The organism is Bradyrhizobium sp. HKCCYLS3077, from assembly GCF_051167555.1.
Classification (GTDB): domain Bacteria; phylum Pseudomonadota; class Alphaproteobacteria; order Rhizobiales; family Xanthobacteraceae; genus Bradyrhizobium.
In genome coordinates this window covers 95,567-108,844 of record NZ_JBNPTH010000006.1, presented here as the reverse complement: position 1 = coordinate 108,844, position 13,278 = coordinate 95,567, and the positions used below count along the sequence as shown (strand labels likewise).

Sequence of the window (13,278 nt, the reverse complement as noted above, 5' to 3'; positions counted from 1 at the left end):
CCACCACGCCGCGGTCCCATAGGGGTGGTATAGAGGTGAGGTCCCTCTACTCCGTTAATTTACGGGTGTCTTTGCGCTCCACACGCGAGATTCTTCTGCATTTTCTGTGTGCGCTCCGATGCTTATCGAGGCACGGCATGTGACCGCACCGTTCGAGGGCTCACGGATGATGCAGATGGCCTTGCGATCCGGCGCGGCGTTCCGAAATCCGGAACGCATCGATGCGACCGCTAGCGCATCAACCCCAGCGCGTCGGCAAAGAATGTTGGTCCGCCGAAATTGCCGGACTTCAGCGCCAGCAGCATCTCACCCTGAGCGCCGATCGCGCGCAGCACGGGGACGCCCGCGGCGATCTCCGGCCCGACGAGGAAGCCGGGAATCCTGAGCCGGTCAACGACCGCGCCGGAGGTCTCGCCGCCGGCGACGATCAGCCGCCGCACACCGGCCTCGATCAGTCCCTCCGCGAGATCGGCCATCGCCTGTTCGATGGCGTGCCCCGCGGCCTCGCGGCCGTGCCTCGCCTGCAGCGCGCTGACCTGATCCGGCGTCGCGCTGGAGGCAATCAGCACCGGGCCCTTGCCGATACGCTCGCGCGCCCAGGCGAGCGCCCGCCGCGCCTCGTCGGGGCCGGCGACCAGGCCCGCGGCGTCGAGATGCAAGACCGGCATGATCGTCTCGGCCTGCGCGATCTGCTGCAGAGTGGCTTGCGAGCAGCTGCCGGCCAGGCACGCCGCGAGGCCGCCGACCGGCGCGTCGTGGTGATGGCCGAGGCCATGCGCAGGCCCGTGCCCGGCCTCGACCAGCGCCCGCGCCAGCCCGAGCCCGATGCCGGAGGCACCGACCGAAACCTTGTGCTGCAAGGCCGCCGCGCCGATCGCGGTCAGATCGGCGTCGAACACGGCGTCGACGATGGCTGCGCCGATGCCCTGCCCCGCCAGTTCGGCGAGGCGGTGGCTGATCGCTTCGGGTCCGTGCACCACCGCGGCGAGATCGACCAGGCCGATCTTGCGGCGGCTCTGCCTTGCGAGCACGCGCACCAGATTGGCGTCATGCATCGGGTTGAGCGGATGATCCTTCAGCGGGCTCTCATTCAACGGCACGCCGGCGACGAACAGATTGCCCTGATAGACGGTACGCTTGGTCTCGGGGAACGCAGGGGTCACGAGCACGATGCCGTCACCGGCATCACCCGCCAGCGCGTCCATGACCGGACCGATATTGCCGGCGTCGGTGGAGTCGAAGGTCGAGCAGATCTTGAACAAGACATGGTCAGCGCCACGCGCGCGCAGCCAAGCGTCGGCCTCGCGCGAGCGGGCCACCGCGAGCGACGCCTCGATCGAGCGGCTCTTCAACGAGACCACGACCGCATCGACCTCGGGCAAGGCGAGGTCGGCGGCGGGCACGCCGATGGTCTGCACGGTGCTCAGGCCGGCCCGAGTCAGCGTGTTGGCGAGGTCGGAGGCGCCGGTGTAGTCGTCGGCGATGCAGCCGAGCTTCAAGGTCACGGCTTCACTCCCTTGTAGGCTTCGAACCAGCCGAGCCCGTCCTCGGTGCGGCCGCGCGGATTGTATTCGCAGCCGACGAAGCCGGCATAGCCGAGCCGGTCAAGCTCTCCGAACAGGAACGGATAGTTCAGCTCCTCGCCGTCGGGCTCGTTGCGCGAGGGAATGCTGGCGATCTGGATATGGCCCGTGATGTCCATCATCTCGCGCAGCCGCATCGTGACGTCGCCATGGATGATCTGGCAGTGATAGATGTCGAACTGCAGCTTGAGATTGGGGATTTTCAGCTCGCGGATCAGATCGCGGGCAAAGCCGAAGTCATTGAGAAAATAGCCCGGCACGTTGCGCGGATTGATCGGCTCGATCACGACGTCGAGGCCATGCGGCGCGAAGAACTCCGCCGCCCAGGCAACCGATTTGTAGTAGGCCTCCACCGCCTTCGCATCGTGGCGGTCGGCGATTCCGGCCATCATGTGCAGCCGCTTCACGCCGGTCGCCTCGGCATAGGGCAGCGCCGTCTCCAGGCTTGCTTTCAGATCGTCGAAGCGCTGAGGCAGCGCCGCAAAGCCCTTCTCGCCGGCGTCCCAATTGCCGGGCGGCAGGTTGAACAGCGCCTGCGTCAGGCCGTTGCCATGCAGGCGCTTGCCGACCTCCTCGACCGGATGATCATAGGGAAACAGGAACTCGACCGCGGTGAAGCCGGCCTTGGCGGCGGCCGCGAAGCGGTCGAGGAAGGGATGCTCGGTGAACATCATCGAGAGATTGGCGGCAAAGCGCGGCATGGCGTGACAACTCGTGCTGTTACTTGCAAAGTTACTTGGAAGAGCCCGGCAGCGTGGTGCCGGTGACCTGGGCGTACATCCGCGCCACCGAGGCATCGTCGTCGCGGCCCATGCCGGCGGCCGCCGTCATCAGGAACATCTGCAGCGCGGCGGCCGAGACCGGCACCGGGAAGCGGTGGTTGCGCGCCATGTCCTGGATAATGCCGAGGTCCTTGACGAAGATCTCGACCGCGCTGCGCGGCGTGTAGTCGCCGTCGAGCACGTGCGGCATGCGGTTCTCGAACATCCAGGAATTGCCGGCCGAGGCGGTGATGACCTCATAGACCTTCCTGATATCGAGCCCCTGCTTGGCGGCGAACGCGATCGCCTCGCTGGCGGCGGCGATGTGCACGCCGGCAAGCAGCTGGTTGATCATCTTGAACGCGGCGCCCTGGCCCGCTTCATCGCCGAGCTCATAAAGCTTGGCCGCCATCGCATCGAGCGCCGGACGCGCCTTGGCAAACGCCGCCGCGCTGCCCGAGGCCAGGATGGTCAGTTCGCCCTGCGCGGCGCGCTGCGCGCCGCCGGAGATCGGCGCATCGAGATAATGCCGGCCGGTGGCCTCGAGCTGCCTGGCGAGACGCCGCGCCACGTCCGGATCCATGGTCGCGGAGGACACGAATACGGCGTCCTTCGGCATCGTCTCGGCGGCGCCGCCGGGGCCGAACAAGATGGCTTCGGTCTGCGCCGCATTGACGACGACGCTCACGACGATGTCGGCGCCCGCGGCTGCCTCAGCCGGGCTCTTCGCGCCCTTGCCGCCCTCGGCCACGAAGCGGGCCACCGCCTCCGCCGAGACATCGCATCCGGTCACCGCGAAGCCGGCGCGCTTGAGCGAGGTCGCCATGCCATAGCCCATGGAGCCGAGCCCGATCACGGCGACGTTCAATTGCGATGGCGACGACATGCGGCAGATCCTCGAAGCGTTTCCTGGACAGGTCCGGTTGGCCCGATTCGTCCCTGGGTATCACGGCTTGGCCACGCTGCCAAAGCGTGAGACAAGGCATCGAGGGAACGAGGAAGACTCCGTGGCGGACACTGCGATTCGCGAGGCCATCTGCCGGTTCGGCCGCTCGCTGTTCGAGCGCGGGCTGACGCCCGGCTCGTCCGGCAACATCAGCGTGCGGCTCGACGACGGCGGCTGGCTGGTGACGCCGACCAACGCCTCGCTCGGCTTTCTCGATCCGGCCAAGCTGTCGCGGCTCGATGCTGACGGCAGGCTGGTCTCCGGCGATGCGCCGACCAAGGAGGTGCCGCTGCACACGGCGCTGTACCAGACCCGCGAGGCCGCGCGCGCCGTGGTGCATCTGCACTCCACACATTCGGTCGCGCTCTCGATGCTGCCGGAGATCGACCCGCGCGCCGCGCTGCCGCCGCTGACACCTTACTATTTGATGCGCTGCGGCCAGACCGCTTTGGTGCCCTATCATCGTCCGGGAGATCCCGCGGTGGCCGACGCGATCAAGGGTCTCGCCGGAAAATACGCCTCCGTGCTGCTCGCCAATCACGGCCCCGTCGTCTCCGGCGACTCGCTCGAGGCCGCGGTGTTCGCGATGGAGGAGCTGGAGGAGACGGCCAAGCTCTATCTGCTGCTGCGCGGGCTCAATCCCCGCCATCTGTCGCCGCAGCAGGTCGACGACCTCATCAAGGTGTTCGGCCTCACCTTGCCCGATCACACCGATCATCACTGATCGAACGGCGGCCGACGCGCATGCAGTACCCTGCACCTTCGCCCGCCGAGATCGAAGCCGCCGCCCGCGTGCTGTTCGAGGAGGCGCGCTTCTATCGCTGGTTTCCCATCGTGACCGATTCCTACGAGGTCTTTGCCGAAACCGATCGCATCGGGATCGCCGAGTTGCGCGGCATCGCCGAGCGCATGCTGATGGCGGCGGCGCACGCCAAGCTGGGGACAAGGTTGCGCTAGCTGGAAAGTCACATCAAGCAGCCTGTCGCGCGTTTGCGCTTCTGCGGCGGCAGCGCGGAGGCCAGCCCCGCTGTCACCCTCCCCTGGAGGGGGAGGGTAAGACTGAGATCGCGGCAGAGAGCGGCCGCCTAGGCTCATGAGCCGTCACTCAGACGACACGACGGCCGTGGGACGCGACGTCACTCGTCAGTCCGCCTTGCCTCCGGAAAGCTTTAATGCCTAATATTGAGGCAACGCTTGGCTGCGCAGGCCAGCAGCGGCCGCTCGATCGATAGGCAGACACCGGCGAATGCGACGCGGCGGCGCGACCGGCATCGCCACCATCGATTGCAGCGACGCCCGCTTCACACGCCTGGTGCACAGACAGGAATGGGCAAAGTGCCTCCACAACGCCGTGGTTGCCGCTGTTTTCTGAAGGGAGCGCCCGGCGTGAGCCGGACGGCCGCCGGAGCAAGCGGCTTGCGCTGGCCTGTTGCATACGCGTCGCCCCGAGCGCGCGCTCCTTATGCACATGGCAATCCGGCTGCCGGTCATTGGCATATCCGTTGCAGACACCACGCAGGTCGGGAGCCGGGCACCCGAACGTGCGGACCATGAGTCATGCCCGGATCTCGATCACGATGAAAGAATGTGGAGGGCGGATGGCGGCGGGCGCAAGCTTGGAACTGGTGAAGGTGACGAAGATGTACGGTCACGTCACCGCCGTCGACGCAATCGACCTGCGGATTCCCGCCGGCTCCTATTGCTGCCTGCTCGGCCCGTCCGGCTGCGGCAAGACCTCGACCCTGCGCATGATCGCGGGCCATGAGTCCGCCACCTCGGGCGACATCATCGTCGGCGCCAAGAACGTCACCGAGCTGCCGCCCGCGGGCCGCGGCACCGCGATGATGTTCCAGTCCTACGCGCTGTTTCCGCATCTCTCCGTCATCGACAACGTCGCCTTCGCGCTGAAGATGAAGGGCGTGTCGAAGCCCGAGCGCCATGCCAAGGCGCGCGAGCTGCTCGATCTCGTGGACATGCAGAGCTATGCCGGCCGCCTGCCGGCGCAGCTCTCCGGCGGCCAGCAGCAGCGCGTTGCGCTGGCGCGCGCGCTGATCACCTCGCCGCAGATCCTGCTGCTCGACGAGCCCTTGTCGGCGCTCGATCCGTTCCTGCGGCTGCGCATGCGCGCCGAGCTGAAGCGGCTGCAGCGCGAGCTCGGCCTCACCTTCATCCACGTCACCCACGGCCAGGACGAGGCGATGGCGCTGTCCGATCTCGTGGTGCTGATGAACGGCGGCAAGATCGAGCAGCAGGGCAGCCCGCGCGAGATCTTCAATCATCCGCGCACGGAGTTCGCCGCCCGCTTCATCGGCGGCCACAACGTCATCCCGCTGAAGGGCGAAACATTCGCCGTGCGTGTCGACCGAATCCAGTTGAAGGCGCCGAACGCCGCGATCGACGGTCCTGCCGTGCCCGGCACGATCAGCAAGATCGAGTATCAGGGCACGTATGTGCTGATCGCGGTCGCGACCGACGGCGGCCCTGAAATTTCGGCCCAGCTCAGCGACGATGAGTTCGACGCCGAGACCCACGTGATCGGCGAGCGCGTCGTCGTGACCTGGAATCCGGCGCAGGCCGACGCGCTGACGCCCCGCCCCGCTGCTGCCGCCGCACCGGCCGCAGAACTCGTGGCCTGATTTTCTCGCCTGATTTCGCTTTCTCGTTTTCTATCCCAAGAAGATGATCAAGGAGATGATCATGACTGATCGATCGAAAAAGACACCCATCAGCCGCCGCTCGCTGCTGAAGGGCGCGGCCGGCGTCGCCGGTCTCGCCGGCACGGGCACGCTGCTCAGCGCGCCCTACGTGCACGCCGCCGATCCGAAGGTGCTGCGCTATCTCGGCACCGCCGTGAACGAGGGCGACGAGATCGCCAAGAAGTGCCTCGCCGACACCGGCATCAAGATCGAATACATCACGGCGACGACCGACGACGTCACCAAGCGCGTCATCACCCAGCCGAACTCGTTCGACGTGCTCGACACCGAGTATTTCTCGCTGAAGAAGCTGGTGCCGTCGGGCAACATCTTTCCGCTCGATGCGCGCAAGATCAAGGAGTTCAACAACATCACGCCCGTGTTCACCAAGGGCGAGCTGCCGAACGGCAAGAAGATCGGCGGCCAGGGCACCGCGCCCTGGAAGGTGCTGTATCTCGAGGGCGCGAACTCCAAGACCTTCTCGGCGACGCCCACCGAATTCGTCACCCTGATTCCGACGGTCTACAACGCCGACACGCTCGGCATCCGCCCCGACCTCATCAAGCGTCCCATCAACTCCTGGGCCGAGCTGCTCAACCCCGAGTTCAAGGGCAAGGCCTCGATCCTCAACATCCCCTCGATCGGCATCATGGACGCCGCACTCGTCGTCGAGGCGACCGGCCAATACAAATATGCCGACAAGGGCAACATGACCAAGGCCGAGATCGACCTCACGATGAAGGTGCTGACCGAGGCCAAGAAGGCCGGCCAGTTCCGCGCGTTCTGGAAGGACTTCAACGAGTCGGTCAACCTGATGGCTTCGGGCGAGACGGTGATCCAGTCGATGTGGTCGCCGGCCGTCACCAAGGTGCGCTCGATGGGCATCGCCTGCACCTTCCAGCCGCTGAAGGAAGGCTACCGCTCCTGGGCTTCCGGCTTCTGCGTCTCCAAGGCCGTCGGCGGCAGCCCGAAGCTCGACTGGGCCTATGAGTTCGTCAACTGGTACCTGTCCGGCTGGGCCGGCGCCTACCTCAACCGCCAGGGCTACTACTCGGCCGTGCTCTCCACCGCCAAGGCCAACATGACCGAGGACGAGTGGGGCTACTGGATGGAAGGCAAGCCGGCGAAGAGCGACATCAAGGCGCCGGACGGCACCCTGATGGAGAAGGCCGGCGCGGTGCGCGACGGCGGCTCCTATGACGACCGCATGGGCGGCGTCGTGTGCTGGAACGCCGTCATGGACGAGAACGACTACATGGTCCGCAAGTGGAACGAGTTCATCGCCGCCTGATGTGACCGCCATTACTGCCGCGCCCGCGCTGGTCGTGGGCGCGGCAGATTTTCTCAGCCGCTCAAGGCATTCGCGACCAGACGACAGGTATCTCCCTTGGCCGTGACGATCGACAATTCGCCCGAAACGCTCGCGCCCGCGCAGAGCACGCTGCGCAAGATGACCACGCGCTCGATCGCCTGGCTGCAAGCGGGGCCCATGACGCTGGTGTTCGCGCTGTTCTTCCTGCTGCCGCTCGTGCTCGTCGTGATCGTCAGCGTCTGGGACTACAATGAATATGAGATGATTCCGGCGCTCAGCTTCCGCGGCTACACCGATACGTTCGAGGGCTGCGTCGCCAACCTGCCCGAGCTGTGCACCATCCTGAAGACCTACCTGAAGACCTTGAAGCTGTGCCTGCTGACCTGGGCCCTGACCTTGATGATCGGCTTCTGGGTCGCCTACTTTCTCGCCTTCCATGTCCGCAGCAAGACCTGGCAGATCGTGCTGTCTTTGCTGTGCACGATCCCGTTCTGGACTTCGAACGTCATCCGCATGATCGCCTGGATCCCCCTGCTCGGCCGCAACGGCCTGGTCAATCAGGGGCTGGTCGGCGCCGGTGTCATCAACAAGCCGATCGAATGGCTGCTGTTCTCCGAATTCTCCGTCGTGCTGGCGCTGGTGCACCTGTTCACCTTCTTCATGGTGGTGCCGATCTTCAATTCGATGATCCGCATCGACAAGCGCCTGATCGAGGCCGCCTATGACGCCGGCGCGTCCGGCTGGCAGACTCTGGTCAACATCGTCATTCCCCTGTCGAAGCCCGGCATCGTGATCGGCTCGATCTTCGTCATCACCATCGTGATGGGCGATTTCGTCACCATCGGCGTGATGGGCGGCCAGCAGATCGCCTCCGCCGGCAAGATCATCGAGGCGCGCCTGTCGGCGCTGCAGTTCCCCGCCGCCGCGGCCAACGCCGTGATCCTGCTCGGCATCACCATCATCATCATCTCCGCGCTGACGCGGATCGTCGACGTGCGCAAGGAGCTCTGAGAGATGGGAGACAAGCGCCCCCGCTCCTTCTACATCCTCGCGCTGTTCTTCACGGCCTATGTGCTGTTCCTGTACGGCCCGATGATCGCGATCTACATCCTGTCGTTCCAGGGCCCCGACGGTGGTCTGACGTTCCCGATGAACGGCGTGTCGCTGACCTGGTTCGGAAAAGTGTTTTCCGGCGGCGGCATCGTCGACATCGGCGCCGCCTTCAAGCGCTCGCTGGCGCTCGGCCTCGTGGTGATGGTCATCACCGTGGTGCTGTCGGTCGCCGCCGGCATGGCATTCCGAAAGCCGTTCCGCGGCGCCTCGATTGTTTTCTATACGGCGATCGCGAGCCTGATCATGCCCTCGATCATCACCTCGCTCGGCATTGCGCTGGAATTCCGCCTGATCGACGATTTCATCAACAAGCACGCCGCCGATTACGGCCTGGGCTGGCTGGCCGAGGGCCATACCACGGCGATGGGCCTGTTCACGTCGGGCTTAGGGGCGCACCTGACGTGGACATTGCCGTTCGGCCTCCTCATCATGTTCGCGATCTTCAACCGCTTCGACGGCCGCCTCGAAGAAGCCGCCCGCGACCTCGGCGCCACCCCCTGGCAGACCTTCCGCCACGTCGTGCTGCCGATCATCCTGCCGTCGGTCGTCGGCATCGGCCTGTTCGGCTTCACGCTGTCCTGGGATGAACTCGCCCGTTCGAGCCAGGCCATCGGCTCGGTGAACACGCTGCCGCTGGAATTGCAGGGCCTGACGACGACCGTGACCAAGCCCGACATCTACGCGCTGGGCACGCTGACCTCGGCGGTGTCCTTCGTGGTGATCTTCGCAGCGCTGTCGGTCATTTTGGTGCTGCAGGCCCGCCAGCGGCGGCAGGGCTCGGATGCCGGCAAGGGGATGGTGTGAGACGGGTCGGCTGATCGTTCGGTCGCCAGCGTCGCTCGCATCCTCGCCAAAGAGACCTTTACCTTGGCCCCTGGATTGCTTCGCTACGCTCGCAATGACGGTTGTGGTGGGCACCGAATGTCCCTCATACTCCGTCATCGCGAGCGCAGCGACGCGATCCAGGGGCTGCAGCAAAGACTTTGTTTGATGCTGCGTCGCTCCCGCTCGATGCATCGGATACGCCGATGAAACAGCCTTACGTGTACATCATGGCAAGCCGCCGGAACGGAACGCTCTACGTGGGCGTGACGAGCGATCTGCCGAACCGGGCCTATCAGCATCGCGAAGGCCTCGTGCCCGGCTTTACCAAGACCCACGGCTGCAAGCTGCTGGTGTGGTACGAACCGCACGAAACGATGATAGCTGCCATCGAACGCGAGAAGCAGATCAAGTCCGGCAGCCGAAGGAAGAAGTTGGCGCTGATTGAAGCTCTCAATCCGCAGTGGAATGACTTGTATGACACGGTCATCTGATCCTTCAGACCGTTGTCCAAGACATCGGCGAGACCACCAGGACCTTTGACTGGTGAGGCATTCCTGGATTGCTTCGCTACGCTCGCAATGACGGTTGTGGCGGGCACCGAACGTCCCTCATACTCCGTCATCGCGAGCGAAGCGACGCGATCCAGGGGCGACAGGAACGACCCTGGATTGCTTCGCTACACTCGCGATTGCGACAGGACTCCTGGCGCAGCGCAACGCGCCTCACAGCCCCAGATATGCCTTCCGCACGTCCTTGTTGCCGCTGATCTCCGCGGCCGTGCCCTGCATCAGCACGCGGCCCGTCTGCAGGATGTACGCCCTATCCGCGATCTCCAAACACTCCGCCATGCGCTGCTCGACGATCAGCACGGTCATGCCGGCGTCGCGGATTTTCTTCACGGCCTGGAAGATCTCGTCGACCAGTTTCGGCATGATGCCCTGCGACGGCTCGTCGAGCATCAAAAGCCGGGGCCTGGTCATCAGCGCGCGGCCGATCGCCAGCATCTGCTGCTCGCCGCCGGACAAGGTCTCGGCGCGCTGCTCCAGCCGCTCCGACAAGCGCGGGAACAGCTTGAACACGAACTCCAGCGGCTCCTCGCGGTTGGCCTCGCTGCGATAGAGGTAGCTGCCGAGCCGGAGATTGTCGCGCACCGAGAGCCGCGGGAAAAGCCGGCGGTTCTCCGGCACATAGGCGATGCCCTTCCCCGTGATCAGATGCTGCGCCATGCCGTCGATGCGGTGGCCGTCGAAGGTGACGCTGCCGGCGCGCGGCCGCTCGGCGCCGGCGATCGATTTCAGCAAGGTCGACTTGCCCGCGCCATTGGCGCCGGCGACGCAGACGATCTCGCCCTTCTCGACGTCGAGCGAGACGTTCGAGATCGCGACCAGGCCCTGATAGGCGGTGGTGACGTCACGCACCGACAGCATGGCGGTCTCCAAGATAGGCGGAAATGACTTTGGGATCGCGGACGACATCCTTGGGGCTGCCCTCGATCAGCACCTTGCCGAGGTCGAGCACGATGGCGCGATCGACCAACGGCATCACGATCTCCATGACGTGCTCGACCATCAGCACCGTGATGCCGGTGTCGCGCACGCGGCGCACGAGCTCGACGCCCTTCTGCGATTCGACCGGCGTCAGGCCGGTCAGCACCTCGTCGAGCAGCAAGAGCTTCGGCTCGGTCGCGAGCGCGCGCGCCACTTCGAGGCGGCGCTTCTCCGAGGGCACGAGATCGCTCGCCAGCACGTCGGCGCGCGCATCGAGGCCGCAGAACGCCAGCACCTCATGCGCCTTGCGGCGGGCGTCGCGCATGTTGGTGGTGCGCACCAGGGAGCCGACGATGACGTTCTCGATCACCGTCATGCTCTCGAAGCTCTTGACGACCTGGAAGGTGCGGCCGATGCCGCGCTGGCAGCGTTCGGCCGCCGGCAGCGCGGTGACGTCCTCGCCGTCGAACAGGATCTGGCCTTCCGTCGGCTTGAACGCGCCGGCGATCAGATTGAACAGGGTCGACTTGCCGGCGCCGTTCGGCCCGATCAGGCCGACGATCTCGCCGCGCCCGATCGAGATCGAGACGTCGGAGTTCGCCGTCAGGCCCGAGAAGCGCTGGGTGATGTTGCGGGTTTCCAACAACGCGGTCATGACGCCACCGCCTCTCGCGCCGGCTGCGTGGCCGGCTTCGGCTTGCGGGAGAACAGGCTGACCAGCCCCTGCGGCCGCGCCAGCGAGATCGCGATGATCAGGCCGCCATAGACGATCAGGTCGACGCCACGGCCGGAGCCGCCGATATAGGAGCGCGTCAGCTCGGTCAGCGGGATCAGGATCACGGCGCCGAGCATCGGGCCCCACAGGGTGCCGATCCCGCCGAGCACGGCCGGCAGCGCCATCAGCAGCGAGAACTGGAAGCCCATCACGCTCTCGGGATCGATATAGGAGACGAACTGCGCGTAGAAGCTGCCGCCGATCGCGACCAGGAAGGCGGAGACGGCCGCGGCGCCCATCTTGGAGTTGAAGACGTCGACGCCGAGGCTTTCGGCCGCGACGGGATTGTCCTTCACCGCACGCCACCAATAGCCCCATTTTGAATCCTCCAGCCACCAGGTGACGAACCAGGCGACGCAGGCGAGCGCCAGCGCGAAGTAGAAATACGGCAGCTTGGAGCGGGTGAACTGGAACGTCAGCCAGGAGTCGCGCCGCACCGGAATATCGATGCCGAGCGCGGCCCCCGCCCAGTCCCAGTTCTGGAACAGGAGCAGCGTGATCTCGGCGATGACGATGGTGGCGATGACGAAGTAATGGCCGCCGAGCCGGAAGCAGGGATAGCCCAGCGCCATCGCAATCACAGCCGAGATCAGGCCGCCGGCGAGCATGCCGAACCACGGCAGCACGCCGAACTTGGTGAACAGGATCGCGGTCGTATAGGCGCCGAGGCCAAAGTACAGCGCGTGCCCGAGCGAGATCTGGCCGCAATAGCCGGACAGAATGTTCCAGCTCTGCGACAGCGCCGCGTACATCAGGGTCAGCACCATGATGTTCTGGACGTACACGTCCTTGACGAAGAACGGCACGGCCGCGGCGATCGCCGCAAGGAAGGCGGCAAGGATGAGGTCGCGCCGGCGACGTTGAATGAATGCCTTGTCCATCAGATCGATCCGAACAGGCCGCGCGGGCGGACGAACACGACGAGGAGATAGACGCCGTAGATGCCGACGGTCTTCAGCGACGGCGGCAGGATGAGCGTGGTGATGGCCTCGACGAGGCCGACCACGATGCCGCCCGCGAAGGCGCCGAACACGCTGCCGAAGCCGCCGAGCGCCACCGTGACATAGGCGATGGTCGCGAACGACGCGCCGACGTCGGGGAAGACGTAGAAGAAGATCGCCATGACCGCGCCTGCGAGGCCGACCAGCGCCGCGCCAAGACCCCAGCCGAGCGCGAACACCTTGTTCTTGTCGATGCCGACCAGCGCCACCGCGCCGGCATCCTCACGCGTTGCCTCCAGCGCGCGGCCGAAATCGGTGCGGTGGATGAAGAAGTAGAGGCCGGCGAACGCCGCGATCGCGATGAGCGCGCCGACCAGTTGCGGCTGCGGCAGATAGATGCCGGCGATCGAGATCGTCTTGCCGCCCAGATAGGAGTGCGGAATGCTGCGATAGTCCGGGGTGAAGAAGTACTGCGCGACGCCGCGCATCAGGACGGCTAGGCCGAAGGTGGAGAAGATCTGCACCATGCCGGTATTGGCCTTGGCGCGGACGGCAAATCTGACAATCAGCAGATAGACGACCGCGCCGAACACGAACAATCCGGCCGCGACGATCGGCGCCGACAGCAGCGGATCGAGCGCGAAATAGGCGAACAGGAAGAAGGTTGCATACATCGCGATCATCAGGAACTCGCCATGGGCGAAGTTCACGACGTCCATCAGGCCGAAGATGAGGGCCAGGCCGACGGCGATCAGGCCGTAGAGCAGGCCCATCAGCAGGCCGCTGGCGAGACTTTGGATGATTGTTTCTGCTGTCACTTCACTTGCTCCCCCGTCATT

14 protein-coding genes are annotated in these 13,278 nt (G+C 65.4%); 7 read left to right on the top strand and 7 right to left on the bottom strand.

Features of this window, described 5'->3' with window-relative positions; genetic code table 11:
• Positions 1-230 precede the first annotated feature (230 nt).
• The 3 genes from otnK to ltnD are packed head-to-tail and all read right to left on the bottom strand — an operon-like array spanning position 231 to position 3,230.
• Positions 231-1,505, bottom strand: coding sequence for a 3-oxo-tetronate kinase (otnK, locus tag ACQR0Z_RS23980; protein WP_434920279.1), 1,275 nt, complete (start codon positions 1,503-1,505; stop codon positions 231-233).
• Positions 1,502-2,284: a 2-oxo-tetronate isomerase gene (gene otnI / locus ACQR0Z_RS23975; RefSeq protein ID WP_434920278.1), complete on the bottom strand. Its 783-nt coding sequence runs from the start codon at positions 2,282-2,284 to the stop codon at positions 1,502-1,504. Before otnI ends, otnK begins: the two co-directional genes overlap by 4 nt.
• Before the next feature lie 31 nt (positions 2,285-2,315).
• A complete protein-coding gene (ltnD, locus tag ACQR0Z_RS23970) occupies positions 2,316-3,230 on the bottom strand; it encodes an L-threonate dehydrogenase (protein ID WP_434920277.1) in 915 nt (304 codons plus the stop codon).
• A gap of 121 nt (positions 3,231-3,351) precedes the next feature.
• Between ltnD and otnC the strand changes: the two genes are divergently transcribed.
• From otnC to ACQR0Z_RS23935, 7 genes are all read left to right on the top strand, one after another.
• Positions 3,352-4,014, top strand: a complete 663-nt coding sequence (gene otnC, locus ACQR0Z_RS23965; RefSeq protein ID WP_434920276.1) for a 3-oxo-tetronate 4-phosphate decarboxylase — start codon at positions 3,352-3,354, stop codon at positions 4,012-4,014.
• A gap of 20 nt (positions 4,015-4,034) precedes the next feature.
• Positions 4,035-4,247 carry a hypothetical protein gene (locus tag ACQR0Z_RS23960; RefSeq protein ID WP_434858306.1) on the top strand — a complete coding sequence of 71 codons (213 nt, stop codon included), beginning with the start codon at positions 4,035-4,037 and terminating at the stop codon, positions 4,245-4,247.
• 641 nt (positions 4,248-4,888) lie between these two features.
• Positions 4,889-5,926, top strand: coding sequence for an ABC transporter ATP-binding protein (locus ACQR0Z_RS23955; RefSeq protein WP_434875300.1), 1,038 nt, complete (start codon positions 4,889-4,891; stop codon positions 5,924-5,926).
• A gap of 61 nt (positions 5,927-5,987) precedes the next feature.
• A complete protein-coding gene (locus tag ACQR0Z_RS23950; RefSeq protein ID WP_434862043.1) occupies positions 5,988-7,277 on the top strand; it encodes an ABC transporter substrate-binding protein in 1,290 nt (429 codons plus the stop codon).
• A gap of 150 nt (positions 7,278-7,427) precedes the next feature.
• Complete coding sequence (locus ACQR0Z_RS23945) at positions 7,428-8,309, top strand: ABC transporter permease (RefSeq protein ID WP_434862091.1); 882 nt, start codon at positions 7,428-7,430, stop codon at positions 8,307-8,309.
• Positions 8,310-8,312: 3 nt separating this feature from the next.
• Positions 8,313-9,215 (top strand): ABC transporter permease, encoded by a 903-nt coding sequence (locus ACQR0Z_RS23940; RefSeq protein WP_434875299.1) that lies wholly within the window; start codon positions 8,313-8,315, stop codon positions 9,213-9,215.
• Between the two features lie 224 nt (positions 9,216-9,439).
• The gene (locus tag ACQR0Z_RS23935; RefSeq protein ID WP_434920275.1) at positions 9,440-9,727 is read left to right on the top strand and encodes a GIY-YIG nuclease family protein; all 288 of its coding nucleotides are present in this window, start codon (positions 9,440-9,442) and stop codon (positions 9,725-9,727) included.
• A 231-nt stretch (positions 9,728-9,958) separates the two neighbouring features.
• Here ACQR0Z_RS23935 and ACQR0Z_RS23930 read toward each other — a convergent pair whose 3' ends face one another.
• The 4 genes from ACQR0Z_RS23930 to ACQR0Z_RS23915 are packed head-to-tail and all read right to left on the bottom strand — an operon-like array spanning position 9,959 to position 13,257.
• Entirely contained in the window at positions 9,959-10,663 is a 705-nt protein-coding gene (locus ACQR0Z_RS23930; protein WP_434920274.1) for an ABC transporter ATP-binding protein, read from the bottom strand.
• Positions 10,647-11,378: an ABC transporter ATP-binding protein gene (locus ACQR0Z_RS23925; protein WP_434920273.1), complete on the bottom strand. Its 732-nt coding sequence runs from the start codon at positions 11,376-11,378 to the stop codon at positions 10,647-10,649. The genes ACQR0Z_RS23930 and ACQR0Z_RS23925 overlap by 17 nt, the downstream gene beginning before the upstream one ends.
• Positions 11,375-12,379, bottom strand: a complete 1,005-nt coding sequence (locus ACQR0Z_RS23920; RefSeq protein WP_434920272.1) for a branched-chain amino acid ABC transporter permease — start codon at positions 12,377-12,379, stop codon at positions 11,375-11,377. The genes ACQR0Z_RS23925 and ACQR0Z_RS23920 overlap by 4 nt, the downstream gene beginning before the upstream one ends.
• Positions 12,379-13,257, bottom strand: coding sequence for a branched-chain amino acid ABC transporter permease (locus tag ACQR0Z_RS23915; protein WP_434862046.1), 879 nt, complete (start codon positions 13,255-13,257; stop codon positions 12,379-12,381). Before ACQR0Z_RS23915 ends, ACQR0Z_RS23920 begins: the two co-directional genes overlap by 1 nt.
• Positions 13,258-13,278: the final 21 nt, after the last annotated feature.

Bases quoted from the DNA above. Each gene is read 5' to 3' on its own strand.
- ACQR0Z_RS23940 (WP_434875299.1), top strand. From the start codon at position 8,313: ATGGGAGACAAGCGCCCCCGCTCCTTCTACATCCTCGCGCTGTTCTTC.
- ACQR0Z_RS23930 (WP_434920274.1), bottom strand. From the start codon at position 10,663: ATGCTGTCGGTGCGTGACGTCACCACCGCCTATCAGGGCCTGGTCGCG.
- ACQR0Z_RS23925 (WP_434920273.1), bottom strand. From the start codon at position 11,378: ATGACCGCGTTGTTGGAAACCCGCAACATCACCCAGCGCTTCTCGGGC.
- ACQR0Z_RS23920 (WP_434920272.1), bottom strand. From the start codon at position 12,379: ATGGACAAGGCATTCATTCAACGTCGCCGGCGCGACCTCATCCTTGCC.
- ACQR0Z_RS23935 (WP_434920275.1), top strand. From the start codon at position 9,440: ATGAAACAGCCTTACGTGTACATCATGGCAAGCCGCCGGAACGGAACG.
- ACQR0Z_RS23960 (WP_434858306.1), top strand. From the start codon at position 4,035: ATGCAGTACCCTGCACCTTCGCCCGCCGAGATCGAAGCCGCCGCCCGC.
- otnI (WP_434920278.1), bottom strand. From the start codon at position 2,284: ATGCCGCGCTTTGCCGCCAATCTCTCGATGATGTTCACCGAGCATCCC.
- ltnD (WP_434920277.1), bottom strand. From the start codon at position 3,230: ATGTCGTCGCCATCGCAATTGAACGTCGCCGTGATCGGGCTCGGCTCC.
- ACQR0Z_RS23950 (WP_434862043.1), top strand. From the start codon at position 5,988: ATGACTGATCGATCGAAAAAGACACCCATCAGCCGCCGCTCGCTGCTG.
- ACQR0Z_RS23955 (WP_434875300.1), top strand. From the start codon at position 4,889: ATGGCGGCGGGCGCAAGCTTGGAACTGGTGAAGGTGACGAAGATGTAC.